Raw genomic sequence first — 23,399 nt, 5'->3', positions numbered from 1 at the left:
TGTGTTCGATCACCCAGCGGGCTAGCCTCCGCGCTGTGACGACGCACACCGACGGGCACCTCTCGACCGGGCAGTACCGGCAGACCTGGACGCCGGAGGGCGACGTCGTCGGGGTGGTCGTCCTGGTGCACGGGCTGCACGAGCACGCCGGCCGGTACGCCCACGTCGCGCAGCGGCTGGCCCGGTCCGGCTACGCCACCTGGGCCCCGGACCACCCGGGCCACGGCCGTTCCCCGGGCAGCCGGGGCAACATCGGCTCGCTGGCCGGCACCGTCGCGGGGGTCGACGAGACCGCGCAGCTGGCCGCCGCGGCGCACCCCGGCATCCCGCTGTTCGTCTACGGCCACTCGATGGGTGGGCTGGTGGCCGCGCAGTACCTGACCGGCGCGCCGTCGGTGCCGGTGCGGGGCGGGGTGCTGTCGGCCGCCGCGCTCGACCTGTCCTCGGCGAACAGGGTGGTGCAGCTCGTCGCGCCGGTGCTGGGCCGGCTGCTGCCCGACCTGGGCACCCTCCAGCTGGACGCCGAGGCGGTCAGCCGCGACCCCGCCGTGGTGGCCGCCTACCGCGCCGACCCGCTGAACCGGATGGGCAAGGTCCGGGCCCGCACCGGCGCCGAGATGGTCACCGCGGTGGCCGCGATGCCCGACCGGCTGCGCCGGCTCACCCTGCCGCTGCTGGTCCTCCACGGCGGCGCCGACCGGCTGGTGCCCCCGGCGGCCAGCGAGCTGGTCGCCACCGGGACGGCGAGCTCCGACGTCACGCACACCGTCTACCCGGGGCTGTGCCACGAGGCGCACAACGAGCCCGAGCAGGAGCAGGTCCTCGACGACGTCGTCGGCTGGCTGGACGCGCACCGCTAGGGCCCGAGCAGCGCTGCGACCACCAGCAGCACCGGGATCGACCCGGCGGTGGTGACGGTGACCGTCTGCTGCGCCAGCCGCTGGCCGGTGCCGTAGGCGACCGCGTAGGTGTAGACGTTCTGCGCCGTCGGCAGCGCCGAGAGGACGACGACGACGAACAGCCCGGTGCCGCCGATGCCCACCGCCGCGGCCAGCGCCCACGCGAGGCCCGGCATGACGAGCAGCTTGAGCGCGCTCAGCACCAGCACCGCCCGGCGCTCGGGTCCGCGTCCGGGGACCGGGGCACCGCGCAGCGAGATGCCGTAGGCCAGCAGCACGGCCGGGACGGCGAGGGAGGCCAGCAGGTCCAGCGGGTCGAGCACCAGGTCGGGCACCCGCCAGCCCGCGGCGCCGACCACCAGCCCGGCCACCGAGGCCAGCAGCACCGGGTTGCGGAACGGTGCGGTGAGCCGGACCCAGCGCGCGGTGCCGTCGGCGGGCCCGGACAGGTCCAGCGCGACGACGGCGGCCGGAACCAGGACGACCAGCTGGAACAGCAGCAGCGGGGCGACGAGGGTGGCGTCGCCGAGCACGTGGACGGCGATCGGGATGCCCAGGTTGGCCGAGTTGACCATGCCGGCGGAGATGGCGGCGATCGTCGTCGGGCCCGTGCCCCAGCGGCGCACCACCCCGGTGACCACGACCACCGCGGCGACGGCGAGGGCGGCGGCCGAGGTGATCCAGAGCGTGCCGGAGAAGACCTGGCCGAGGTCGGCGGCGGTCAGCGTGGTGAACAGCAGCGCCGGGGTGGCGACCCGGAAGGAGGTCTGGGCCAGCACCAGCTGGGCGCCCTCGGGCAGGATGCCGCGGCGGGCGGCGAGGTAGCCGACGGCGATCACCACGCCGATGACCACGAACCCGGTCAGCACCCCCGCCACGGCTGCATTCTGCGGGGCGGCCCCCGCGTCCCCGTGGAGACGTCGCGGGCCATCGTCGATCGACGCTCATCGACCAGTCCGCGGCACGACTGATCGACCAGCGTCGATCGACGGGCGGCTGCCGGGGATCGGGCGCCGGCTGCGGGCTCAGGGCGCGGGCACGACGATCCGCGCCTTGGTGTTGCCGCCGCACTCCGCGGTGCCGTCCACCCGCACGAACTCCGGTCGCACGGTCACCTCGGCGACCACCGCACCGTCCTGCCGCACCCGCGCCGTGACCACCTCCGGTCGCTCGCCGTGCAGGCCCAGCTGCGCGCGACCGTCGTCGTCGAGGTCGAGCACCGGGTCGGCCGGCGCGGGTGGGGGGGTCGTCGGCGGCGGGACGGCCGGCGTACCGGGCATGCCGGGGAACGGGCCGCTGGTGGGTGCGTCGAGCAGCAGGACCGGAGGCGGGCAGGCCGGGTCGCAGTCCAGCTCGACCGTGCGGCCGGGGACGGGCGGCCAGTCGGCGGACAGCTCGACGACGAGGACGCTGCCGTGGCCGACGGCCGGGCACACGGTGTCCCCGGCACTGCACCCCGCCGAGCCGAGCGCGCCGGCGGCCAGCAGTGCCGTCCGGATGCGGCGGGCACGCCGCCGGCGGGGGAGCGGGACCGGACGGTCGCGGGCCTCGGCGACCAGCTGCCGGGCCGCGACGACCGAGGCGAGCTCGCTCACCGGTACCCCGTGGACGTCTCGCAGCGGTCGAGGTCGGCCCGGAACGACTCCGCCGAGTCCGCGGTCAGCAGCCCGTCGAAGCTGAGCGACCCGTTGACCGACACGCTCACACCCCAGCCGGCCTCGACCATGCACCGCTGGATGAGCGGGCCGTAGGAGGGGTCGCTGGGCAGGTCCGAGCTCTCCACCCGGGTCCAGCCCGACGGCCCGAAGGGACCCGAGGAGTCGAAGCTGTCGACCCAGCGCGCCGGGACCTCGCCCTCCTCCCCGACGGCACTGATGCCGGGGGCCGCCTGGACGCCGCTCGGCGGGAGCTCGACCCCGGTCTGCACCACCCCGTCGGTGGACGGCAGGTCCTCGAAGCCCGAGGTGTCCGGGGTGAACAGGCTGGTCACGGCCGGGCTGTAGCGGACCTGGTCACCGGGCCGGGCGACCACCACCAGGTACCCCGACCCGCCGGCGACGTCGAGCAGTCCGACCGGTGCCGCGGCGGTGGTCCGGGTGGGCACCCCGGCCAGCTGCAGCGCGAGACCGTCGGTCGGCTCGGTGTCCACGAACCAGGCGTAGGCGAGCTGACCGCTGGTGCGGCCCATGACCAGCGCCCACACCTGGCCGCCGCGGACCTCGCCCACGAAGGCCACGTGCCGGTTCTCGGTCAGCGGGTCGAGGATCTGGCCCGCTCCGATGCCCGCGATGCCGGTCTCCCAGCTCGCGCCCAGCGCCGTGGCCACGGCCTCGGGGTCGTCGGCGAGGGATCCGCGGGTGGGGGCGTCGAACAGGCTGGCCACCTCCGCCGTCCCGCCGGACGCGACCGCCGTGGCGTCGCCGGACCCCGAGCGGTCCACCAGCGCGGGGACGACGGCCACGACGACCGCGATCGCGGCGGCCACCCCGGCCCACCGCAGCCGGCGGCGGTCCTGGGCGCGGTGCAGGTCGACGACCAGGTCGGCGGTCTCCTCGCCGCGGCCGCGGGGGGCCTCGGTGGCGAGGTCGTGCAGCAGGGTGCGGACATCGGTGCTCACGAGGGCCTCCGGACGTAGATCGAGGTGTCGGGGTCGGCGGCGGCCGTGGCGTCCAGGTGCCGCCGCAGGGTGGCCAGCCCGCGGGCGGCGTGCGTGCTGACCGTGCTGGTCGAGCAGCCGAGCACCCGCGCGGTCTCGGCCTCGGTCAGGTCCTCGAACCAGCGCAGGACGACGACCGCGCGCACCTTCGGCGACAGCTCCCGCAGCGCGGCGCGGACCAGGTCGGTGGTGGCCAACCGGTCCTGCAGGTCGTCACCGGCCCGGTCGGGGACGGTCTCGATGACCTGCTCCGACGTCGACATCCGGCGCCGCCAGCTGACGTGCGAGGTGACGAGGATGCGGCGGACGTAGGCCAATGGGGAGTCCGCGCGCTGCACCCTCGCCCAGTGCCGGTGCGCCTTGACCAGCGTGGTCTGCACCAGGTCCTCGGCGTGGCCGTGGTCGCCGGTGAGCAGGTACGCCGTCCGCAGCAGCGGCCCCTCGACCTCGACGACGAAGTCGGTGAACCCGTCGTCCCTCACCCGCTGCTCCCCGTCGTGGTCCGCACACCCGGTAGACGCCGCGACCGGTCCCTGCACCCGACACCAGCGGGGTCACGATCAGGTCACGGCAGCTCCGGCTCACCATCGATCGACGCTCATCGACCATTCCGCGCCCGGAGTGATCGATCACCGTCGATGGACGGTGCGCCGCGGCCGTTCGGGACACTCGTGGCGTGGCGCGGGTGAGCAGGGGCGAGGCGGTGCGCGCGGTCCTGCTGCTGGCGATCCTGGTGACCGGCGCCGTCGTCGCGATGACCACCGACCTGCCCACCGTCGACCAGCTGCGCGACCGGGTGGCCGGCGCCGGGGCGCTGGGGTGGGCCGCGATCGCCGGCGGCACCGCCGTCGCCGTCCTCGCGCCGATCCCGCGGACCGCGCTGGCGCTGCTCACCGGCATCCTGCTCGGCTTCTGGCCCGGCCTGCTGGCCACGGTGGTCGGCGCGCTGCTCGGTGCGCTGATGGGCTTCGGCCTGGGCCGGGCGCTGGGCCGGGACACCGTGCTCCGGCTGGCCGGGCCGCGGCTGCAGCGGGCCGACCAGCTGGCGATGGATCGCGGTTTCACCGCCGTCCTGCTGGCCCGGCTGACCCCGGTGCTGCCGTTCTTCCTGGTCAACTACGCGGGCGGGCTGTCCGGCGTCCGGCTGCCGGTGTACCTGGCCGCGACCTTCGTCGGCCTGCTGCCGGGGGCGGTGTTCAACGTGGCGGTCGGCTCGGTCGCCGGCGGGCTGGGGGAGTGGGGCCTGGCCATCACGATCGGCCCGGCGGTGGTCGTGCTGGCGGTCCTCGGCCTGCGCTGGTGGCGTCGACGACGGTCTACGCCGGTCTCGGTCGAGCGCTAGACAGCCGTAGACGAGGCGATCGTCGTCGTCACCCGGACGACGGACGGCGTCGGCGGGACCGACCCGAACCCGAAGCGCACCGGTGGCCGTACCGGGGCCAGGCCGCCGAGGTCGGCGCCATCCCAGCTGGCCGCGGCCGCTCGCAGCAGGTGCAGGTCCTGCACGCCGTACCACTCGGTGCGCCCGTTCCCCGCGCTCCCGCGGGTGCGCATCCCGGCCAGCCGGGCGATCGGGTCGAGCAGCCCGACCCAGGCCGGGGTGCGGGCCAGTGGTGACGGAACGGTCCGCAGCACCCGGCCCAGGGCCGGACGGCGACCGGCGGTCACCCGCAGTGCGAGCGGCCCGGCGTGCACCACCCAGTGCTCCGCGGCCCGGCCCACCGCCACCGGCACGACCCGGACCTCGTCGAAGGTGTAGGTGGCGGCGACGAAGTCCGCCAGCTCGGCGGTCTGCGCCAGCAGCAGCCGGTGACCGTCGGGCCGCTCGACCATCACGTCGGAGACCGGGCCGAGCGGGGAGCGGGGCCAGTGGCCCACCACCAGCCGGGTGCCCGAGGTCGTCCCGGTCCCGAGGATCCAGCCGTCGTAGCGCACCCGCACGCGACACGCGCTACCCCGTTCTACGCGCTTCTACGTCCCGGGCTAGAGAGCGGAATACGGTGCCCGACATGGATCCCGTGCGGAACCCCTACGCCCCCGGCGCGGGCCAGCGCCCGCCGGAGCTCGCCGGCCGGGACACCGAGCTGGGCGCCTTCGACGTGGTGCTGGAGCGGATCGCGCACGGCCGGCCGGAGCGGTCGCTGGTGCTCACCGGGCTGCGCGGGGTGGGCAAGACGGTGCTGCTCAACCACCTGCGCTCGGCGGCGATCGCCCGCGGGTGGGGCACCGGCAAGATCGAGGCCCGCCCCGACCAGTCGCTGCGCCGCCCGGTGGCCAGCGCACTGCACATGGCGCTGCGCGAGCTGGGGCCACGGCACGGCAACGCCGAGGCGGTGGCCGACGTCCTCGGCGTGGTCAAGGCGTTCGCGCAGTACCAGCCGGCCGACGCCAAGCTGCGCGACCGGTGGCAGCCCGGCATCGACGCGCCGGCCGCCACCGGTCGGGCCGACACCGGCGACATGGAGATCGACCTGGTCGAGCTGCTCTCCGACGCCGCGGGGGTCGCCGCGGACACCGGCAAGGGCATCGCGCTGTTCATCGACGAGATGCAGGACGTGCAGCCCGACGACGTCAGCGCCATCTGCGCCGCCTGCCACGAGCTGTCCCAGCAGGGCGCCCCGCTGATCGTCGTCGGCGCGGGTCTGCCGCACCTGCCCGCCGTCCTGTCGGCGTCGAAGTCCTACTCGGAGCGGCTGTTCCGGTACCTGCGCATCGACCGGTTGGACCGGGCCGCCGCCGACCGGGCACTGGTCGGCCCGGCCGAGCGGGAGGACGTCGAGTACACGACCGAGGCGCTGGACGCGCTCTACGCCGCCGCCGACGGCTACCCCTACTTCGTGCAGGCCTACGGCAAGGTCACCTGGGACCTCGCCGCCACGAGCCCGATCACCGCCGACGACGTCGCCGTCGCCGCCCCGGCCGCCGAGGCCGAGCTGGCCGTCGGGTTCTTCGGGTCCCGCTACGACCGGGCCACGCCGGCCGAGCGGGAGTACATGCACGCCATGGCCGACCTCGGCGGCCCGACCGGCTCGGCGGTGAGCACCTCGGACGTCGCGGTGTCGCTGGGCCGCAAACCGGCCTCGCTGTCCCCGGCGCGGGACTCGCTGATCAAGAAGGGCCTGGTCTACAGCGCCGAGCGCGGGCAGATCGCCTTCACCGTGCCGCACTTCGGCCGCTACCTGCTGCGCCAGCCGGACTGAAAGGTCCTCGCGTGTCCCGGACAGAGGGGGGCGTGGAGGAGTTCGAGGCGGTGGCGCGGGCCGTCGTGGAGCCGGTGCGCCGGTACCTGCACCGCCGCACCGACGCCGCGACCGCCGACGACGCGCTCGGCGAGGTGCTGCTGGTGCTGTGGCGGCGGGCGGCCGACGTCCCCGCCGACCCGCTGCCGTGGGCGATCGGGGTGGCCCGGCTGTGCCTGGCCAACGCCGAGCGCAGCCGCCGGCGGCAGCACCGGCTCCTCACCCGGATCGGGCCCGGGGCGCCTGAACCCGACCCCACCGAGGACGTCGCCGGAGCCCTGGACGACGCCGCCCGTGTCCGCGCCGCACTGCGCACGCTGAAAGACGCCGACGCCGAGCTGCTGCGGCTGCAGGCCTGGGACGGTCTGTCCAGCGACCAGCTCGCCCAGTTGCTGGGCATCACGCCCAACGCGGTGGCCATCCGGCTGCACCGGGCCCGCGGGCGGCTGCGGGAGGCACTGGAAAGGCAGGACCCCGAGCCGGACAGGACCGGACGAGGGAAGGGGAGGGCATGACCGACGACGACCTGATGGCCCGGCTGCGGGCCGCCGACCCCCTCCCCGACCTGCCCCCGCTCGCGCCCGAGCGGCTGGACCAGCTCCTGGAGGACACCGTGACCAGCACCGCCGCACCGACCCGCCGTCCTCGTGCCCTGCTGCTGGCCGCGGCGGCGGCCGTCGTGGTCGGCGGAGCAGCGCTGGCCCTGACGGACCAGGACGGAGGGACGACGACCCTCGCGCTGGCCCCGCCCGACGTCTCGGCCAGCTGTGCCGCGCTGACCCCCGAGCTGCTGGCCGGCAGCGACGTCGCGTTCGCCGGCCGGGTCACCGCCATCTCGGGCGGCGTCGTCACGCTGGAGACGGTGCAGCGGTTCGCCGGCGACGTGGGCGGCACCGTGGAGGTCGCCCAGGGCGACGGCAGCGTGGTCGACGGCGCCCCGATCACCTTCGAGCAGGGCCGGACCTACCTGCTGACCGCCGACGACGGCACGATCGGCTCCTGCAGCGGCAGCGGTCCGGACTCACCCGAGCTGCGCGCGCTGTTCGACCAGGCCTTCGGCGGCTGACCTACCGGCGGCCCGCCTCGATGCGGGGCGGGCGGCGCAGGTGCTCGTAGACCACGCTGGTGCGGACGTCGGCGACCTCGGGCCGCTGGGTCAGCCGGTCGATCACGAAGGCGTAGAGCGCCTCGTTGTCGGCGACGGCCACGTGCACCAGGAAGTCCTCGGTGCCGGTGGTGACGAACAGGCCGATGGTCTCGGGCAGGCCCTGCACCCAGTCGCGGAACGCCTCGATCGCCCGCCGGGAGGGCGGCCTCACCCGGATCGCGATGAGTGCCTGCACCGGCCGGCCGATCGCGGCCAGGTCGACGTCGAGCGTGGCGCCGCGGATGACGCCCCGGTCGCGCAGGGCCCGCGTCCGCTCCAGCGCGGTCGAGGGTGCGACGCCCACGTCGGCCGCGACGTCGCGGTTGCTGCGCCGCGCATCGGACTGGAGGGAGCGCAGGATCGCCGCATCGAGTTCGTCCACCGCGCCATCATCCCGGGCGTCCCCGAACGAAGTTCGACATCGGACCGCTGACGTCGTGGATGTGCCTAGCGTGGGGCCATGACGACGTACGACGTACCCGCCTTCACCGCCGACGAGGTCGTGACGGCCGAGCCCACCCGCAGCGCACGGCTGAAGTGGGTGGTGGTCGTGGACGCCGGGGTGCCGGCCGGGGAGATGGTCAACGCCGTCGCCTGCACCGCCGCGGCCACCGGCGCCGCCGTCGACCACCTGCTCGCCCACGGCGGGCCGGACGCCGACGGTGCCCACCACCCGGGGCTGCCCTGGGCGGGGTGCAGCGTGCTGACCGCGTCGGCGCACGAGCTGGCCGCGGTCCGCGCGAAGGCGGTGGGGTCGCCCGGCGTCCTGGTCGTGGACATGCCCCGGGCCGCCCAGACGCACCGGGTCTACGACGAGTACCTCGCCGAGCTGGCCGGCACCGCCGGTGAGGACCTGGCCTGCCGGGCGGTCAGCATCGTCGGCCCCCGCAACCGCGTCGCCGCCCTCACCAAGCGGCTGGGCCTGCTCGGCGGGTCGTGATGTGTGAGGCGTGATGCGTGATGCTGGTGGCGTGCGCACCACGCTCGACATCGACGACCGCGTCCTGGCGCTGGCGCGCAGCCGCGCCCGGACGCAGGGCATCAGCATCGGCCGCGCGGTCTCCGACCTGGCACTGCAGGGCCACGAGGCCGCGGAGTCCGGGCGCAGGATCCAGGCCGCCGCAGGTTTCCCGGTGCTCCCCCCGGTCGCCGGTCACGTGATCACCGATGAGATGGTCGAAGCCGCCCTGGCCGACGATGCCTGAGGGCGCTGCGCTGCCCGACGTGGACGTCCTGCTCGCCCTGACCAACCCGGCGCACCAGCACCACGACCGCGCCCACAGCTGGTTCGCCGGTACCCGCTGGTTCGCGACCACGCCGCTGGCCGAGACCGCTCTCGTCCGCCTGCTGATGAACCGGACCGTGACCGGCCAGGACGTGTCAGCCGGTCAGGCGCTCGACATCCTGCGCGGTGTGCGCGCCGACGACCGGGCCACGTTCCTCCCCGACGACACGAGCCTGTCCACCACCGGGGTCGACCTCATCGGCCTGGCTGGGCACCGGCAGGTGATCGACCTTCACCTCGTCGGCCTGGCGGCCCGGCACGACTGCGTCCTGGTCACCCTCGACCGCCGCATCCCGGGCGCCCTCGCCGAGGCCGACCGTCACCTCGTCACCGTCCTCTGACGACACCGCCCCGTTCCACGTCCCCGCACCGGCGTGGATCAGCTCCGACGAGCAGCGTGCATCCTCCGCCACCGACGTCGACGGCGGAGGATGCACGGTCGTCGTCCCACCTGATCCACGCCGGGCGGGGGCGGGGGCGGCGGGGGGCGGGCGCGGACAGCACGACGCCCGCACCTCGTCGAGGAGGTGCGGGCGTCGGCGTCCCGGGGGACGGGGTCAGCGGGTGGTGGCTGCCCCGGCGAGCTCGCGGCGCTGGTCGCCGGCGTCCTCGACCGCGGGGGCCGCGTGACCGTCGTCGAGCATCGTGGTCTCGTCGAAGGGCCGCTGCCCGGCGAGCACGGCCTGCATCTGCTCCCGGTCCAGCTCCTTGGTCCAGGTCGCGACGAGCATGGTGGCGATCGCGTTGCCCGAGAAGTTGGTGACCGCGCGGGCCTCGCTCATGAACCGGTCGATGCCGACGATCAGGCCCACGCCGTCGAGCAGCTCGGGGCGGTGGCTCTGCAGGCCGCCGGCCAGGGTGGCCAGACCGGCACCGGAGACACCGGCCGCACCCTTCGAGGCGACGACCATGAAGACCAGCAGGCCGATCTGCTCGGCGACGCTCAGCGGGTCGCCGAGGGCCTCGGCGATGAACAGCGAGGCCATCGTCAGGTAGATCGCGGTGCCGTCGAGGTTGAAGGAGTACCCGGTCGGCACGACGATCCCGGCGACCGGCTTGCTGACGCCGATGTGCTCCATCTTGGCGATCAGGCGGGGCAGCGCGGTCTCCGAGGAGGACGAGGAGACGATCAGCAGGTACTCCCGGCCCAGGTACTTCAGGAACGAGAAGACGTTGATGCCGACGACGACCCGCAGGATCGTGCCGAGGAAGAGGAAGACGAAGAGGGCGCAGGTCAGGTAGAAGCCGAGCATCAGGATGCCCAGGCTCTTCAGCGCCTGGACGCCGGTGGCGCCGACGACCGCGGCGATGGCGCCGAAGGCACCGATCGGGGCGACCCACATGATCATCGCGAGGATGCGGAAGACGAGCTTCTGCAGGTGGCCGATGCCGGTCAGGATCGGCTGGCCCGCCTTGCCCATGGCCTGCAGCGCGAAGCCCACCAGCAGTGCGACGAGCAGGGCCTGCAGCACCGAACCGCTGGTCAGCGAGGACAGCAGGGTGGTCGGGATGAGGCTGAGCAGGAAGCCGGTGGTGCCCTCGGGCGCACCCTCGGCCGACTGGCTGACCAGGTCGGCGCCGGCGCCGCGCACCTCGTCGGTCAGCTGCAGGCCGTCACCCGGGTGCAGCACGTTGCCGACCAGCAGGCCGATGAACAGCGCCACGGTCGACATCGCGATGAAGTAGCCCAGCGCCAGCCCGCCGATCCGGCCCACCTGCGCGGCCTTCCGGATCGCCCCGATGCCCAGCACGATCGTGCAGAAGATGACCGGCGCGATGATCATCTTGATCAGGTTGACGAACAGCGTCCCCAGCCACTTCAGCTCCTTGCCGAAGTCGGGGAAGACCAGGCCGACGACGATGCCGGCGAGGACGGCGACGATGACCGCGATGTAGAGCCAGTGGGTCTTGTCGCGCTTCTGCCGCGGCGCGGTGGCGGCGTCGGTGGTGCTGGCCATGACTGCTCCTGTGGAGTCGGCGGGGCCGCCGGGAGCGGCGACGTCGTCACCGTGCCGGTGCGCGTGACCCGGGTCACCGTTGCGTTCATTGCGTGCACACTTCCCCCGTGCGCATCCCCGCCGTGCTGGCCCGCAGCCGTCGCGAGCGCGGCAGCCTGGCCCGCCAGCTGCTGGGCCTGCAGGCACTGGTGCTGGTGGTCGTCGTCGTGGCGCTCGGGTGGTTCGCCGTCGTCGACGCCCGCGGGGCGGTGGAGGACCGGGCGGCCAACCAGGCGCGCAGCATCGCCGAGACGATCGCGGACTCCCCGCTGGTGCGGCAGGCCGTGGTGGAGCCCGACCCGACCGCCGTCCTGCAGCCCTACGTCGAGCAGGTCCGCGCCGACACCGCGACGTCCTTCATCACGGTGATGGCACCCGACCGCACGCGCTTCACCCACCCCGACCCCGCGCAGATCGGCAAGCCCTTCGTGGGCAACATCGACCAGGCGCTGCGGGGCGGGACGTTCACCGAGACCTACACCGGCACGCTGGGCCCCTCGGTGCGCGCGGTCGCCCCGATCTTCGCCACCGGCAGCGGCACCGACGTGGTCGCGCTGGTCAGCGTGGGCATCACCGTCTCGGCGATCGGGGACGACGTCGCCGCCGCGCTGCCCGGCGTGCTGGGGGTCGCGGCCGCCGTCCTCGCCGTGGGGGCGCTGGGCAGCTGGCTGATCAGCCGCCGGCTGCGCCGGCAGACCCACGGCCTGGGCGCGCAGCCGCTGGCCCGCATGCTGGAGTACTACGACGCGGTGCTGCACGCCGTCCGGGAGGGCCTGCTGCTGCTGGACGGCGACCGGTGCGTGCAGCTGGTCAACGACGAGGCCCGCCGGCTGCTGGGCCTGGACGGCGACGTCACCGGCAGGCACGTCACCGAGCTGGGGCTGTCCCCCGAGCTGGCCGGCACCCTCTCCCAGCAACGGCTGGCCGTCGACGAGGTGCACGTCAGCGGCGACCGGGTGCTGGTGGTCAGCCAGATGCCGGCCACCCCGAAGGGCCGGTCGGTCGGCGCCGTGGTCACCCTGCGCGACCACACCGACCTGCAGGCCCTCACCGGCGAGCTGGACAGCGTGCGCGCCTTCGCCGAGTCGCTGCGCTCGCAGGCCCACGAGGCGGCCAACCGGCTGCACACCACGGTGTCCCTGGTGGAGCTCGGCCGCACCGAGGAGGCCGTCGAGTTCGCCACCGCGGAGCTCGCCGTGGCCCAGCGGCTCACCGACCGGGTGGTGGCGGCGGTGGAGGAGCCGGTGCTGGCCGCGCTGCTGCTGGGCAAGGCGGCCACGGCGCACGAACGCGGGGTCACCCTGGAGATCGACCCGGCCACCACGGTCGGCGCGACGGGCATCCCCGGCGGTGACCTCGTGACGATCGTGGGCAACCTGCTGGACAACGCGATCGACGCGGCGCTGGCCGGTGACCCGCCCCGCGAGGTGCACCTGGCGCTCTGGCAGACCGACGGCCGGCTCGAGCTGCGGGTGGAGGACACCGGCCCCGGTGTCGACGACCCCGAGCAGGTCTTCCGTCGCGGGTGGACGACGAAGAGCACCGGCCAGGGCCTCGGCCTGGCGCTGGTCGCGCAGGCGGTGAAGCGCAACGGCGGCACGGTGACGGTGCGGCCCGGGCCGGGCGCGGAGTTCGCCGTCTCCCTGCCGGTGCGCGCGACGGTGGCGCCGTGAGCGAGCTGGCCGTGCTGGTGGTCGAGGACGAGCCGGTGGCCGGCGAGGCGCACCGGCTGCACGTGGACCGCACCCCCGGTTTCCGCTGCGTGGGCGTCGCCGGCACCGGCCGGGCGGCGTGGGAGGCACTGGGGCGGACCGGGGTCGACCTGGTGCTGCTGGACATGAACCTGCCCGACACGCACGGCACGGAGCTGCTGCGCCGGCTGCGGGCGGCCGGCCGGGACGTCGACGTGCTGGCGGTGACGTCGGCGCGGGAGCTGGCCACGGTCCGCGCCGCCGCTGCGCACGGGGTGGTCGGCTACCTGCTCAAGCCCTTCACCGGGGCGGCACTGCGCGAGCGGCTGACCGTCTACGCGCAGCACCGCGCGGTGCTGCGCGCCGAGGGCGACGTGACCGGCCAGGACGCCGTGGACCGGGCGCTGGAGCACGTCCGCCCGGCCCGTCCCGCACCGCTGCCCAAGGGCATGGGCCGGGAGACCCTCGACGCCGTGGTCGCCGCCGTCCGGGCGGGCGACGGGGTCAGCGCCGGGGAGGCCGCCGAGGTCATCGGCGCGTCCCGGATCACCGCGCGCCGCTACCTGGAGCACCTGGCCGACGCAGGCCTGGTCAGCCGCCAGCCGAGGTACGGCGGCGCGGGCCGCCCCGAGCTCGAGTACCGCTGGCAGGCCTGACCCGCCCCACCGGTCGTGATCATGGGGTTGTTGCCGGCCGGCGCGCTGCAGGTCCGCGCGCCGGCGGGCACAACCCCATGATCAACCCGCGGACGCGAGGGCGGGGGCCTCGGAGGGGGTGGGCTCCGGCTTCGCCAGCTTGCTGGGCCACCAGACCTTCCGGCCGATCAGCAGCACCGCGGCCGGGACGAGCAGCGAGCGGACGACGAAGGTGTCCAGCAGGACGCCGAACGCGACCAGGAAGGCGATCTGCAGCAGGAAGAGGATAGGCAGCACGCCCAGCGCCGCGAAGGTCGCGGCCAGCACGATCCCCGCGCTGGTGATGACGCCGCCGGTGACCGACAGCCCGGTCAGCACGCCCGCCCGGGTGCCGTGGTGCAGCGACTCCTCCCGCACCCGCGTCATCAGGAAGATCGAGTAGTCGATCCCCAGCGCGACCAGGAACACGAAGGCGTACAGCGGCACGGTGGGGTCGCCGCCGGGCAGGTCGAGCACGTGGTCGAAGACCAGCGCCGCGGCACCCAACGTGGCCGCGAAGGACAGCACGTTGCAGACCAGCAGCAGCAGCGGGGCGACCAGCGAGCGCAGCAGCACGGCCAGCACGACGAACACCACCAGCAGGATCACCGGGATGATCCGGTCGCGGTCGGCGGTCGAGATGTCCTTGACGTCCAGCGCCTGGGCCGTCGTCCCGCCGACCAGCACGTCCGGCGACACCGCGTCCAGGTCGGTGCGCAGGGCGGCGACGGCGTCCTCGGCGGCGGGGGAGTCGGCCGGGTCGTCGAGGGTGACCTGCAGCTGCACCAGGCCGTCGACGACCTTCGGCTGGCCGGTGGCCTGGTCGAGGGCGGGCTGCACGGCGGAGACCCCGTCGGCGCCCTCCACCGTGCTGGTGACGGCGGCCAGGTCGGCCTGCGGCGCCACGACCAGGGTGGGTGAGCCCGCCCCGGCGGGGAAGTGCCGGGCCAGCGCCTCGCCGCCGACCACGGACTCCACGCGGTCCAGGAACGTGTCGCTCTGCGAGACGCCGTCGCTCGGCAGCGTGGGGGAGAAGGCGGCCAGCACCAGCAGGAACAGCGCGCTGAGCACGCCCACGGCGACCGGACGGCGGCCGACCAGACCGGACACCTTGGCCCAGACACCGGTGGACTCCGGACCCTGCGACCCCACGTGCGGCACCGCGGGCCAGAAGATCCAGCGGCCGTGCTCGCCCCGCGACGTCCGGCCGGGGAGGACCAGCAGCGCGGGGAGGAAGGTCAGCGCCGCGAGCACCGCGGCGACGATCCCGACCGCGGTCACCGGTCCCAGCCCGCGGGTGGGGCCGATGTCGGCGAGCAGCAGGCAGAGCAGGCCGAGGACGACGGTGGACGCGCTGGCCAGCACCGGCTCCAGCGTCTGCCGCCAGGCCCGGCGCATGGCGTCGAACCGGTCGTCGTGCCGGCGCAGCTCCTCGCGGTAGCGGGCGACCAGCAGCAGCGAGTAGTCGGTGGCCGCACCCACCACCAGGATCGACAGGATGCCCTGGCCCTGGCCGTCGAGGGTGACGACGCCGGCGTCGGCCAGCAGGTAGACCACCAGGCTCGCGGTGGTGAGGGCGAACCCGGCGGTGATGAGCACGAAGAACGGCAGCACGGGGGACCGGTAGACCACCAGCAGGATGACCAGCACGGCGATCCCGGCCACCAGCAGCAGGGTGCCGTCGATGCCGCCGAAGGCGCTGACCAGGTCGGCGGTCGTGGCGGCCGGCCCGGCGACGTAGACGGTGGCGCCGGACAGGTCGGGCTCGGCGTCGCGGATCTGCTGCACGGCCACGGTGATCGGGCTCTCGCCGTCGGGCAGCTGCGCGGACAGCTCGCCGGCGTCGAAGGAGACCAGGGCGAGCGCGGCCTCGCCGTCCTCGCTCGGGATCACCGGGATCGGCCCGGGCACCAGGAAGTCGGCGACCGTGCGGCCGTCGGCGACCTCGATGCCCGGCACGGACTGCGCGAACGTGCTGAAGGCGGCGAGCTGGTCCTGGGTGAGCGGGCTGCCGGACTCCACCAGCAGGAAGGCGGGGAAGGAGTCGGAGTCGCTGAACCCGGCCGACAGCTCGGCCACCCGCTGGGACTCCGCGGACCCGGGCAGGAACTCGCTCTGGTCGTTGCTCTGGACCTCCGACAGCTTGCCGCTGTACGGGCCGGCCACGCCGGACAGGGCCAGCCAGCCGACCACGAGGAGTGCGGGCAGCAGCCACCGCAGCCGGCGGCGGGTGGGGGTGTTCTCGGGCACGACGCTCTCCTGGGGGGCACAATGGTCAGCCTGCTGAGCGAATCGTAGGGGATGCTCAGCCTGCTGACCATTCGACGGGGGAGGTGTCTGCGTGTCGCAGCCGTCCGACCTGTCCGGCTGGGCCACGGGCCGCCTGCTGTCCACCGCGGCACGGCTGGCCGAGCACGCCTGGGACACCCACCTGGCCCGGTGGGAGCTCAACCACGCCAGCTTCGCCGTCCTGCACCTGCTCGCCGCGCAGCCGCGCTCGCAGCGGGAGCTCGCGCAGGCGATGCAGGTCGAGGACCAGACGATGAGCCGGATGCTGGAGCGCCTGGAGCGGCAGGGCCACGTCGTCCGCGAGCGGTCGGCCACCGACCGGCGTCGGGTCGAGGTCAAGCCGACCGACTCCGGGCGCGCGGCGCTGGCCGAGGCCGGGGCCGACGACGCCGCCGAGCGGGTGCTGGGCGAGGCGGTCCAGGACCTGCCCCGGCTGCGCGCGGAGCTGGCCACGATGGTCGGGGAGCTGTCGGCCCGCCGCTGGTCCGCCCCGTCCTGAGCCGGGCTGGGATGCTGCACCGGTGCCTGCCGTCGACGCCGTCCTCGCCGACCTCCCCGCGCACCGACGCGAGCTCTTCGCCGCCCGCGTCGAGCGGTGGCTGCCCGACCTGCTGGCCGGTCTGACCCTGCTCCACCCCGACCCGGCCGCCGTCGCCGACCGGCTGCTGCTGGCCGCCGCCCGCGCCTTCGCCGCCCGCCCCGACGAGCTGCACGCCCTCGACCTGCGCCGATCGCTGGCACCGGACTGGTTCCAGCGGCCCGACGTGGTCGGTTACGCCGCCTACGCCGACCGGTTCGCCGGCGACCTCGCCGCGGTCGCGGCGAAGGTGCCCTACCTGGAGTCCCTCGGCGTCCGGTACCTGCACCTGATGCCGCTGCTCACCCCCGGCCCGCCGCCCAACGACGGCGGCTACGCGGTGGCCGACCACGGCTCCGTCCGGGCCGACCTGGGGACCATGGACGACCTCGAGGCGCTCACCCGCGAGCTGCGCGGCCGGGGCATGAGCCTGTGCCTGGACCTGGTGCTCAACCACGTCGCCGACACCCACGCCTGGGCGCTGGCGGCCAAGGCCGGCGACCCGGACAAGCGCGCCTACTTCCACGTCTTCCCCGACCGCACGCAGCCCGACGCCTACGAGGCCACCCTGCCCGAGGTCTTCCCCGACCTGGCGCCGGGCAACTTCACCTGGGACGACGACCTGGCCGGCTGGGTCTGGACGACGTTCAACAGCTACCAGTGGGACGTCGACTTCGCGAACCCCGACGTGCTGTGCGAGTACGCCCAGGTGGTGCTGGACCTGGCCAACCGCGGTGTCGAGGTGCTCCGGCTGGACGCCATCGCCTTCACCTGGAAGCGGCTGGGCACGAACTGCCAGAACCAGCCCGAGGTGCACGCGCTGACCCAGGCGCTGCGCACCGTGGCCCGGATCGCGTGCCCGGCGCTGCTGTTCAAGGCCGAGGCCATCGTCGGCCCGCGGGACCTGATGCCCTACCTGGGCACCGGGGAGCACTGGGGCAAGGTCAGCGACCTCGCCTACCACAACGGCCTCATGGTGCAGGTCTGGTCGATGCTCGCCAGCCGCGACGCCGTGCTGGCCTCCCATGCCCTGCAGCAGCTGGCGGTGCCGCCCCCGACGACGGCCTGGATCACCTACGTGCGCTGCCACGACGACATCGGCTGGGCGATCGACGACGGCGACGCCGCCGCGGTCGGGATCAGCGGGTACGAGCACCGGCGGTTCCTGTCCGACTGGTACTCGGGGGACTTCTGGCAGTCCTGGGCGCAGGGCCTGGTGTTCGGGGAGAACGAGGCCACCGGCGACCGGCGGATCTCGGGGACGGCGGCGTCGCTGGCCGGCCTGGGCTCCTGGGACCCGCAGGCGGTCGCCCGGGTGCTGCTCGCGCACGCCGTGGTCATGGGGTTCGGCGGCATCCCGGTGCTGTGGTCCGGCGACGAGCTGGGCCTGCAGAACGACCCGCGGTGGGCCGACGAGCCCGGGCACGCCGACGACAACCGGTGGGTCCACCGCCCCCGGCTGACCTGGGGGCCCGACGACCGGCCGGTGCCGGACTCCCCGGCCATCGCCGAGGGCATCGCCGCGCTGGTCCGCGCCCGCACGTCGCTGCCGCAGCTGCACGCCTCGGTGCCGGCCACGGTGCTCGACCCGCGTGACCCCGCCGTCCTGCTGGTGGCCCGGCACCACCCGCTGGGCACCGTGCTGGGCGCCTACAACGTCGCCCCCGGGCCCCGGCACGTGCCGCTGGACCTGCTGCGGGAGCTGGGCCTGGACCCCGCGACCGTGGTCGACCACCTCACCGGCGCCGGCCCACGGATCGCCGACGGCGCGGTGCAGCTGGCGCCCTACCAGGCCGTCTGGCTGCGCTGAGCGGTCTGGCTCCGATGACCGGTCAGCCGGGCACCGGGGACTGCACGACCCCGCTGGCCAGGTCCTTGACGTAGAGGTCGCGCAGCCGGTTGGTGTCGGCGGGCAGCAGCGCCTGGGACGTGGTGAGCACGACCAGGTCCCCGCTGACCGCGACCGGCCGGCCGTACTCGGTCGGCGCGACCGGGCCGGTGGGCCCGGTGACCGGCCGGCCGTCGGCGTCGGCCGTGACCAGGGTGAGCACCCCGGTGACCAGGTCCCGGCGGAACGTGTCGGTGTGCCCGTTGGTGTCCCCCGGGGTCAGCGCCGCCGCGGTGGTGAAGAAGGCGTACCGACCGGTCGGGTCCAGGGCGAGCTGGTGCTCCCAGGCCGAGGTCTGGCCGTCGCCGAGGGCCACCACGGCGCCGGTGAGGGTGTCCCTGCGGTAGGCCAGCTGGGTCGTCCCCGAGCTGGTCGGCGCCGACGGCTTGGCCGAGGTGGAGAACACCACGTACCGCCCGTCGTCGGAGAGGTCGACGTCGCCGGTGTCGCGGGCGACCCCGACGGGGGTGGAGCCGAAGGTGCTCACCACGACCGGGTCGGCACCGCCGGCGAGGGTGGCCCGGTAGAGCACCACGGGGCCGCTGGACCCGGTGGCCGGGAAGAGGGCGTACCGGCCGTCGGGGGTGATGGCCAGCGCCGGGCCGGCGACCTGGCGGGGCAGCTCGCCGCCGGTGGCGGTGGCCGACACCCGGGTGACCGCACCGGTGGACAGCCGCTTGGCGTAGAGGTCCACCACGCCGTTGCCGTCGGTGGGGCCGAGGTCGTTGCGCGCGGAGTAGAAGAGCACCAGGTCGCCGTCACCGCTGATCACCACGGCCGGGCTCGTCGCGTACACCGAGGACGCCGTCTGCAGCTGCGTGCCGGGCACCGAGGCGCTGACCCGGCCGGTCGCCGGGACGCTGACCAGCGCCCAGGTGCCGGTGGAGGTGTCCAGCCGGTAGACGTCGGGGCGGCCGTTGGTGTCGGCGGGCACGAGCGCGGCGCTGGTGGCCAGTGCCACGTAGCGTCCGTCGTCGCTGATCGCGGGGGCGGCGGAGTTCGTCGCGTCGGCGCTGGTCGCCGTGGCCGGCAGCGGCGCGATCCGGCTGGCGGTGCCGGCCACCCGGTCGACCCGGTACAGCTCGTAGGCGGTGTTGGTGTCCGAGGCCTCCAGCCGGGCGCGGGTGCCGGTGACCACGTACCGGCCGTCCGAGCTCACCGCCAGCGCCCCGGTCTCGCCCGAGCCCTGGGCCGGCACGGTGCCGGCCACCGGGACGACGACGACCGCCGCCGAGACGGGCGAGACGTTGCCGCTGGGGTCCACCGCCCGCACGGTGAACGTGTAGGAGGTGCCGGTGACCAGCCCGGTGACCGTGGCGGTCGTGGCACCGGTGGTGGCCACCTGCACGCCGTCCTGGAACACCCGGTAGGTCAGCGGGTCCACGTCGGCGGGGGCGGTCCAGGTCAGCGTGGCCGACCCGGTGCCCGGCCGACCGGTGAGCCCGGTGGGCGCGGCCGGCGCGGTGGTGTCGTACGGGGTCGCGCGCACCGTCGCCGAGACGGCCGAGACGTTGCCGTGGGCGTCGACGGCGACGACCTGCAGGTCGACGGCGGCCCCCGGGGCCAGGCCGGGGACGGTGGCGGAGGTCCCGGTGGTGGTGGCGACGACGACGCCGTCGCGCAGCACCCGGTAGCCGACGACGTCGGGGTCGGCGGGCGCGGACCAGGTGACGGTCACCTGGCGCTCGCCGGCGGTCGCCGCGGGCGAGACCGGCGCGGCGGGCGGGGTCAGGTCGGTGGGCGTGGCGTCCACGGCGGTCGAGGGGCCGGAGGCGTTGCCGTGCCCGTCGACGGCCACCACGGTGTACCGGTAGGCGGTGTCGTTGATGAGCCCGGTGTCGGTCCAGGACGTCCCGGTCACGGTGGCGACCTCGACGCCGTCGCGCAGCACCCGGTAGCCGACGACGTCGGGGTCGGTGCTCGGCGCCCAGCTGATGGTCACCTGGCCGTCGCCGCGGTCGGCGGCGACGCCGGTGGGCGCAGCGGGGGCGGTGAGGTCGGTCGGGGTGGCGTCGACCGGCGCGGAGGCAGCCGACCGGTTCCCGTGCGTGTCCACCGCGACCAGGGAGAACGACGTCTGCTGGTCGTTGGTCAGCCCGGTGGCGGTGTAGGTGGTGCCGGTGACCGTGGCCACCTCGACGCCGTCGCGCAGCACGCGGTAGGTCGCCAGGTCGGGCTCGGCGTTGGCCGTCCAGGTCAGCACCACCTGGCCGTCGCCGCGGGTGGCGGCCAGCCCGGTGGGCACGGCCGGGGGGCTGAGGTCGGTCGGGGTGGCGGGTACCGCCGGGTCGGAGACCGCCGAGCGGTTGCCATGGGCGTCCACCGCGACGAGCCGGTAGGCGTAGGTCCGGTCGTTGACCAGCCCGGTGTCGGTGTAGGACGTCCCGGTGCCGACCACGGCCACCTCGGTGCCGTCGCGCAGCACCCGGTAGGAGGCGACGTCGGTCTCGGGGTTCGCCGGCCAGCTCAGCGCGACCTGGCCGTCGCCGCGGACGGCGGTCAGCCCGGTCGGCGCGGTGGGCGGCGTCAGGTCGGTGGGGGTGGCGTCCACCGGGTCGGTGCGGAGGGAGGCGTTGCCGTGGGTGTCGACGGCGGCCAGCCGGTACCGGTAGGTCACGTCGTTGGTCACCGCGGTGTCGGCGTAGCCGGTGCCGGTGACGGTCGCCAGCAGCAGCCCGTCGCGGTAGACCTGGTAGCCGGCGAGGTCGGCCTCGGTGTTCGCCGTCCAGGACAGGTCGACCCGGCCGTCGCCGCGGGCCGCGGCGAACCCTGCCGGGACCGACGGGGGCGTCAGGTCGGTCGGGGTCGCGGTGACCGCCGGGTCGGAGACGGCCGAGGCGTTGCCGTGCGTGTCGACGGCGGCCAGCCGGTAGCCGTAGGTCCGGTCGTTGGTGAGGCCGGTGTCGAGGTAGGTCGTCGTCCCGCGGGGAACCACGGCGACCTGGACGTCGTCCCGCAGGACGCGGTAGAAGTCCAGGTCGGCCTCGGCGTTGGCCGACCAGCTCAGGGTCACCACCGTCTCGCCGCGGGCCGCGGCCAGACCGGTCGGCACCGCGGGGGGCGTCAGGTCGGTCGGGGTCGCGTTGATCTGCGCGGTCGGTGTCGACCGGTTGCCGTGCGTGTCGACGGCGACGAGGGCGTACCGGTAGGTCCGGTCGTTGACCAGGCCGGTGTCGGTCCAGCCGTGGGAGCCGGCGGGGATCGTCGCCACCTCGACGCCGTCGCGCAGCAGCCGGTAGGAGGCCACGTCCGGCTCGGGGTTCGCGGCCCACGACAGCGTCACCTGCCCGTCGCCGCGCTCGGCGAGCAGCATCCTCGGGGGCCCGGGCGGGGTCAGGTCGGTGGGCGTGGCGGCCACGGCCGGGGACGAGGCCGCCGACCACTGCCGCGAGACGTCGATCGCCTGGACGGTGTAGCGGTAGGTGGTGTCGTTGACCAGGCCGGTGTCGGTGAAGGTGCGGCCGGTGAGCGTGCCGCTGACCGGCGTGCCGTCGCGGAGCACCCGGTAGCCGGCCAGGTCGGGCTCGGTGTTGGCCGCCCAGGAGACGGTGACCTGCTGCTCCCCGCGGACGGCGGCCACCCCGGTCGGCGCGGCCGGGGCGACGCCGTCCCGGGGGTAGCTGGTGGCCGTGGCCGGCACGGTGCCGGTGGCGGTCTGCAGGCCGAGCAGGTTGTAGCTGGTCCGGGTGTAGACCTCGACGGTGTAGTCGGTGCCGTTGGTCAGCCCGGTGATGGGCGCGGTCGTCGAGGTGCCGGTGACGGTGGTCTGGTAGGTGCCCAGCTTGACCACGTAGCCGCTGGCGTTCGGTTCCGAGGAGGCCGTCCACCGCACCTGGGTGAACCGGCCGTCGCCGGGCGTGATGACCACGTTCGTCGGCGGCAGCGGGTTGCTGTCGCTGGCCTCCACGAGCGCCGGCCGGCCCAGCGGCGCGGACGTGCCGGGCGCCAGGACGGCGACCGTCCCGGCGGCGACGCCGAGCATCAGGACGGCACGCACCCACCGGGACACGACTCGCGCTCGCTCCACGTGGAACATCCCCCGTCCGGACCCGCGGTGGGTCCGGACGGGTCTTCGGCACCGACGGCCCGGGACTTTGGTCCCGGGTGCGGATGTCATCCCAAATCGTGACGTGCACAGTTGTTTGAAGTCTCAAGCATAGAGGCGTACGGTCAGGCCATGGCCTCGATCTTCGACCCCCGGGTGCCGGCCGGCGCCTTCGACGACTTCCTCGTCGACGCGCTGCCCGCGGCCCGCGAGCAGCGCACCTGGAGCGACGGCGACGGGGCCCTGCCCAGCCTGTACCTCAGCCACGGTGCGCCCCCGCTGTTCGACGACGGCCCGTGGATGCGCGAGCTGCACACCTGGGCGCTGTCGATGCCCAAGCCCAAGGACGTGCTGATCGTCAGCGCGCACTGGGAGTCCGCCCCGCTGTCGATCACCTCCTCGGCCGCGCACACGCCGCTGGTCTACGACTTCGGCGGCTTCGCCCGCCGGTACTACGAGATGACCTACGAGACCCCCGACGCCTCCGACCTGGCCCGCCGGGTGGCCGCGACCATGCCCGACCGCGAGCCGGTGCACGAGCACCGCAGCCGCGGCCTGGACCACGGCGCCTGGGTGCCGCTGAAGGTCATGTACCCCCTCGGCGACGTCCCGGTGCTCCAGCTGAGCCTGCCCACCCACGACCCGCACCGGCTGCTGGACCTCGGCCGGCGCCTCCGGGAGCTGCGCGCCGAGGGCACGCTGGTGATCGGGTCGGGCTTCATGACCCACGGCCTGCCCTTCCTCACCCGCGAGTCGATCGCCTCGGGCACCGTGCCCGGCTGGTCCCGCGACTTCGACGCCTGGGCCGCGGAGCTGCTGGCCGCCGGCGACGTCGAGGGCCTGGCCCGCTACGCCGCCGACGCCCCGGGGCTGCCCTGGGCCCACCCGACGGTGGAGCACCTGAGCCCGCTGTTCGTCACCCTCGGCGCCGCCGACGACCCCGAGACCCCGGTCACCACGACGGTAGAGGGCTGGATGATGGGCCTGTCCCGCCGCTCGTTCCAGCTCTAGG

At 74.8% G+C, this 23,399-nt stretch carries 22 protein-coding genes; 13 read left to right on the top strand and 9 right to left on the bottom strand.

From position 1 onward, the window contains the following. The first annotated feature begins 35 nt into the window (after positions 1-35). Positions 36-860 carry an alpha/beta hydrolase gene (locus tag NH342_RS04920; protein WP_253012056.1) on the top strand — a complete coding sequence of 275 codons (825 nt, stop codon included), beginning with the start codon at positions 36-38 and terminating at the stop codon, positions 858-860. Here the strand turns inward: NH342_RS04920 and NH342_RS04915 are convergent. The 4 genes from NH342_RS04915 to NH342_RS04900 all read right to left on the bottom strand — a co-directional run bounded on the left by NH342_RS04915 (position 857) and on the right by NH342_RS04900 (position 4,037). After that, positions 857-1,777, bottom strand: coding sequence for an AEC family transporter (locus tag NH342_RS04915; RefSeq protein WP_253012053.1), 921 nt, complete (start codon positions 1,775-1,777; stop codon positions 857-859). The two genes, NH342_RS04920 and NH342_RS04915, sit on opposite strands and share 4 nt — an antisense overlap. Positions 1,778-1,924: 147 nt before the next feature. Further along, the gene (locus NH342_RS04910; protein ID WP_253012050.1) at positions 1,925-2,494 is read right to left on the bottom strand and encodes a hypothetical protein; all 570 of its coding nucleotides are present in this window, start codon (positions 2,492-2,494) and stop codon (positions 1,925-1,927) included. Next, on the bottom strand, positions 2,491-3,516 hold the full coding sequence (locus tag NH342_RS04905) for a hypothetical protein (RefSeq protein ID WP_253012047.1): 1,026 nt from the start codon (positions 3,514-3,516) through the stop codon (positions 2,491-2,493). Before NH342_RS04905 ends, NH342_RS04910 begins: the two co-directional genes overlap by 4 nt. After that, a complete protein-coding gene (locus tag NH342_RS04900; RefSeq protein WP_253012043.1) occupies positions 3,513-4,037 on the bottom strand; it encodes a SigE family RNA polymerase sigma factor in 525 nt (174 codons plus the stop codon). The genes NH342_RS04905 and NH342_RS04900 overlap by 4 nt, the downstream gene beginning before the upstream one ends. A gap of 203 nt (positions 4,038-4,240) precedes the next feature. On the opposite strand from NH342_RS04900, the gene NH342_RS04895 reads away from it, so the two are divergent. Continuing rightward, a complete protein-coding gene (locus NH342_RS04895; protein WP_253012040.1) occupies positions 4,241-4,897 on the top strand; it encodes a TVP38/TMEM64 family protein in 657 nt (218 codons plus the stop codon). Here the strand turns inward: NH342_RS04895 and NH342_RS04890 are convergent. Then, the gene (locus NH342_RS04890) at positions 4,894-5,496 is read right to left on the bottom strand and encodes a hypothetical protein (RefSeq protein ID WP_253012037.1); all 603 of its coding nucleotides are present in this window, start codon (positions 5,494-5,496) and stop codon (positions 4,894-4,896) included. The genes NH342_RS04895 and NH342_RS04890 overlap by 4 nt on opposite strands. A 68-nt stretch (positions 5,497-5,564) precedes the next feature. Here NH342_RS04890 and NH342_RS04885 point away from each other — a divergent pair, with 68 nt between their 5' ends. Genes NH342_RS04885 through NH342_RS04875 form a run of 3 tightly spaced genes read left to right on the top strand, consistent with a single transcriptional unit; the run spans position 5,565 to position 7,860 of the window. Then, positions 5,565-6,755, top strand: coding sequence for an ATP-binding protein (locus NH342_RS04885; RefSeq protein ID WP_253012034.1), 1,191 nt, complete (start codon positions 5,565-5,567; stop codon positions 6,753-6,755). Positions 6,756-6,766: 11 nt separating this feature from the next. Next, on the top strand, positions 6,767-7,309 hold the full coding sequence (locus NH342_RS04880) for an RNA polymerase sigma factor (RefSeq protein ID WP_253012031.1): 543 nt from the start codon (positions 6,767-6,769) through the stop codon (positions 7,307-7,309). After that, positions 7,306-7,860, top strand: coding sequence for a hypothetical protein (locus tag NH342_RS04875; RefSeq protein WP_253012028.1), 555 nt, complete (start codon positions 7,306-7,308; stop codon positions 7,858-7,860). The genes NH342_RS04880 and NH342_RS04875 overlap by 4 nt, the downstream gene beginning before the upstream one ends. A 1-nt stretch (position 7,861) precedes the next feature. Here NH342_RS04875 and NH342_RS24080 read toward each other — a convergent pair whose 3' ends face one another. Further along, a complete protein-coding gene (locus tag NH342_RS24080) occupies positions 7,862-8,323 on the bottom strand; it encodes an Lrp/AsnC family transcriptional regulator (RefSeq protein ID WP_253012025.1) in 462 nt (153 codons plus the stop codon). Between the two features lie 78 nt (positions 8,324-8,401). Between NH342_RS24080 and NH342_RS04865 the strand changes: the two genes are divergently transcribed. The 3 genes from NH342_RS04865 to NH342_RS04855 are packed head-to-tail and all read left to right on the top strand — an operon-like array spanning position 8,402 to position 9,567. Next, positions 8,402-8,881: a DUF2000 domain-containing protein gene (locus NH342_RS04865; RefSeq protein WP_253012022.1), complete on the top strand. Its 480-nt coding sequence runs from the start codon at positions 8,402-8,404 to the stop codon at positions 8,879-8,881. Between the two features lie 31 nt (positions 8,882-8,912). Beyond that, positions 8,913-9,146, top strand: a complete 234-nt coding sequence (locus tag NH342_RS04860; RefSeq protein ID WP_253012018.1) for a hypothetical protein — start codon at positions 8,913-8,915, stop codon at positions 9,144-9,146. After that, positions 9,139-9,567 (top strand): TA system VapC family ribonuclease toxin, encoded by a 429-nt coding sequence (locus NH342_RS04855; RefSeq protein WP_253012015.1) that lies wholly within the window; start codon positions 9,139-9,141, stop codon positions 9,565-9,567. Before NH342_RS04860 ends, NH342_RS04855 begins: the two co-directional genes overlap by 8 nt. Positions 9,568-9,783: 216 nt before the next feature. Here NH342_RS04855 and NH342_RS04850 read toward each other — a convergent pair whose 3' ends face one another. Then, positions 9,784-11,184, bottom strand: a complete 1,401-nt coding sequence (locus NH342_RS04850) for a cation:dicarboxylate symporter family transporter (protein ID WP_253012013.1) — start codon at positions 11,182-11,184, stop codon at positions 9,784-9,786. 107 nt (positions 11,185-11,291) lie between these two features. Between NH342_RS04850 and NH342_RS04845 the strand changes: the two genes are divergently transcribed. Then, the gene (locus NH342_RS04845; protein WP_253012009.1) at positions 11,292-12,896 is read left to right on the top strand and encodes a sensor histidine kinase; all 1,605 of its coding nucleotides are present in this window, start codon (positions 11,292-11,294) and stop codon (positions 12,894-12,896) included. Next, complete coding sequence (locus tag NH342_RS04840; RefSeq protein ID WP_253012006.1) at positions 12,893-13,570, top strand: response regulator; 678 nt, start codon at positions 12,893-12,895, stop codon at positions 13,568-13,570. Before NH342_RS04845 ends, NH342_RS04840 begins: the two co-directional genes overlap by 4 nt. An 81-nt stretch (positions 13,571-13,651) precedes the next feature. Here the strand turns inward: NH342_RS04840 and NH342_RS04835 are convergent, their stop codons facing one another. After that, a complete protein-coding gene (locus NH342_RS04835; protein ID WP_253012003.1) occupies positions 13,652-15,838 on the bottom strand; it encodes an MMPL family transporter in 2,187 nt (728 codons plus the stop codon). Positions 15,839-15,929: 91 nt separating this feature from the next. On the opposite strand from NH342_RS04835, the gene NH342_RS04830 reads away from it, so the two are divergent. Further along, a complete protein-coding gene (locus NH342_RS04830) occupies positions 15,930-16,376 on the top strand; it encodes a MarR family winged helix-turn-helix transcriptional regulator (protein WP_253011998.1) in 447 nt (148 codons plus the stop codon). A 22-nt stretch (positions 16,377-16,398) separates the two neighbouring features. Beyond that, positions 16,399-18,264: an alpha-amylase family protein gene (locus NH342_RS04825; RefSeq protein WP_253011995.1), complete on the top strand. Its 1,866-nt coding sequence runs from the start codon at positions 16,399-16,401 to the stop codon at positions 18,262-18,264. Between the two features lie 22 nt (positions 18,265-18,286). Here the strand turns inward: NH342_RS04825 and NH342_RS04820 are convergent, their stop codons facing one another. Then, positions 18,287-22,369 carry a fibronectin type III domain-containing protein gene (locus NH342_RS04820; RefSeq protein ID WP_253011992.1) on the bottom strand — a complete coding sequence of 1,361 codons (4,083 nt, stop codon included), beginning with the start codon at positions 22,367-22,369 and terminating at the stop codon, positions 18,287-18,289. 150 nt (positions 22,370-22,519) lie between these two features. Between NH342_RS04820 and NH342_RS04815 the strand changes: the two genes are divergently transcribed. Further along, the gene (locus tag NH342_RS04815; protein ID WP_253011989.1) at positions 22,520-23,398 is read left to right on the top strand and encodes a dioxygenase; all 879 of its coding nucleotides are present in this window, start codon (positions 22,520-22,522) and stop codon (positions 23,396-23,398) included. Position 23,399 lies beyond the last annotated feature (1 nt).

The sequence above is a fragment of the Klenkia sp. PcliD-1-E genome (genome assembly GCF_024124375.1).
Taxonomy (GTDB): domain Bacteria; phylum Actinomycetota; class Actinomycetes; order Mycobacteriales; family Geodermatophilaceae; genus Klenkia.
Note: the sequence above shows the minus strand (reverse complement) of the source record. Positions and strands in the feature narration are given on the sequence as shown.

What these genes read in the sequence shown, in the direction of transcription:
- NH342_RS04885 (WP_253012034.1), top strand. Translation starts at nt 5,565, where the DNA reads ATGGATCCCGTGCGGAACCCCTACGCCCCCGGCGCGGGCCAGCGCCCG.
- NH342_RS04875 (WP_253012028.1), top strand. Translation starts at nt 7,306, where the DNA reads ATGACCGACGACGACCTGATGGCCCGGCTGCGGGCCGCCGACCCCCTC.
- NH342_RS04865 (WP_253012022.1), top strand. Translation starts at nt 8,402, where the DNA reads ATGACGACGTACGACGTACCCGCCTTCACCGCCGACGAGGTCGTGACG.
- NH342_RS04855 (WP_253012015.1), top strand. Translation starts at nt 9,139, where the DNA reads ATGCCTGAGGGCGCTGCGCTGCCCGACGTGGACGTCCTGCTCGCCCTG.
- NH342_RS04850 (WP_253012013.1), bottom strand. Translation starts at nt 11,184, where the DNA reads ATGGCCAGCACCACCGACGCCGCCACCGCGCCGCGGCAGAAGCGCGAC.
- NH342_RS04815 (WP_253011989.1), top strand. Translation starts at nt 22,520, where the DNA reads ATGGCCTCGATCTTCGACCCCCGGGTGCCGGCCGGCGCCTTCGACGAC.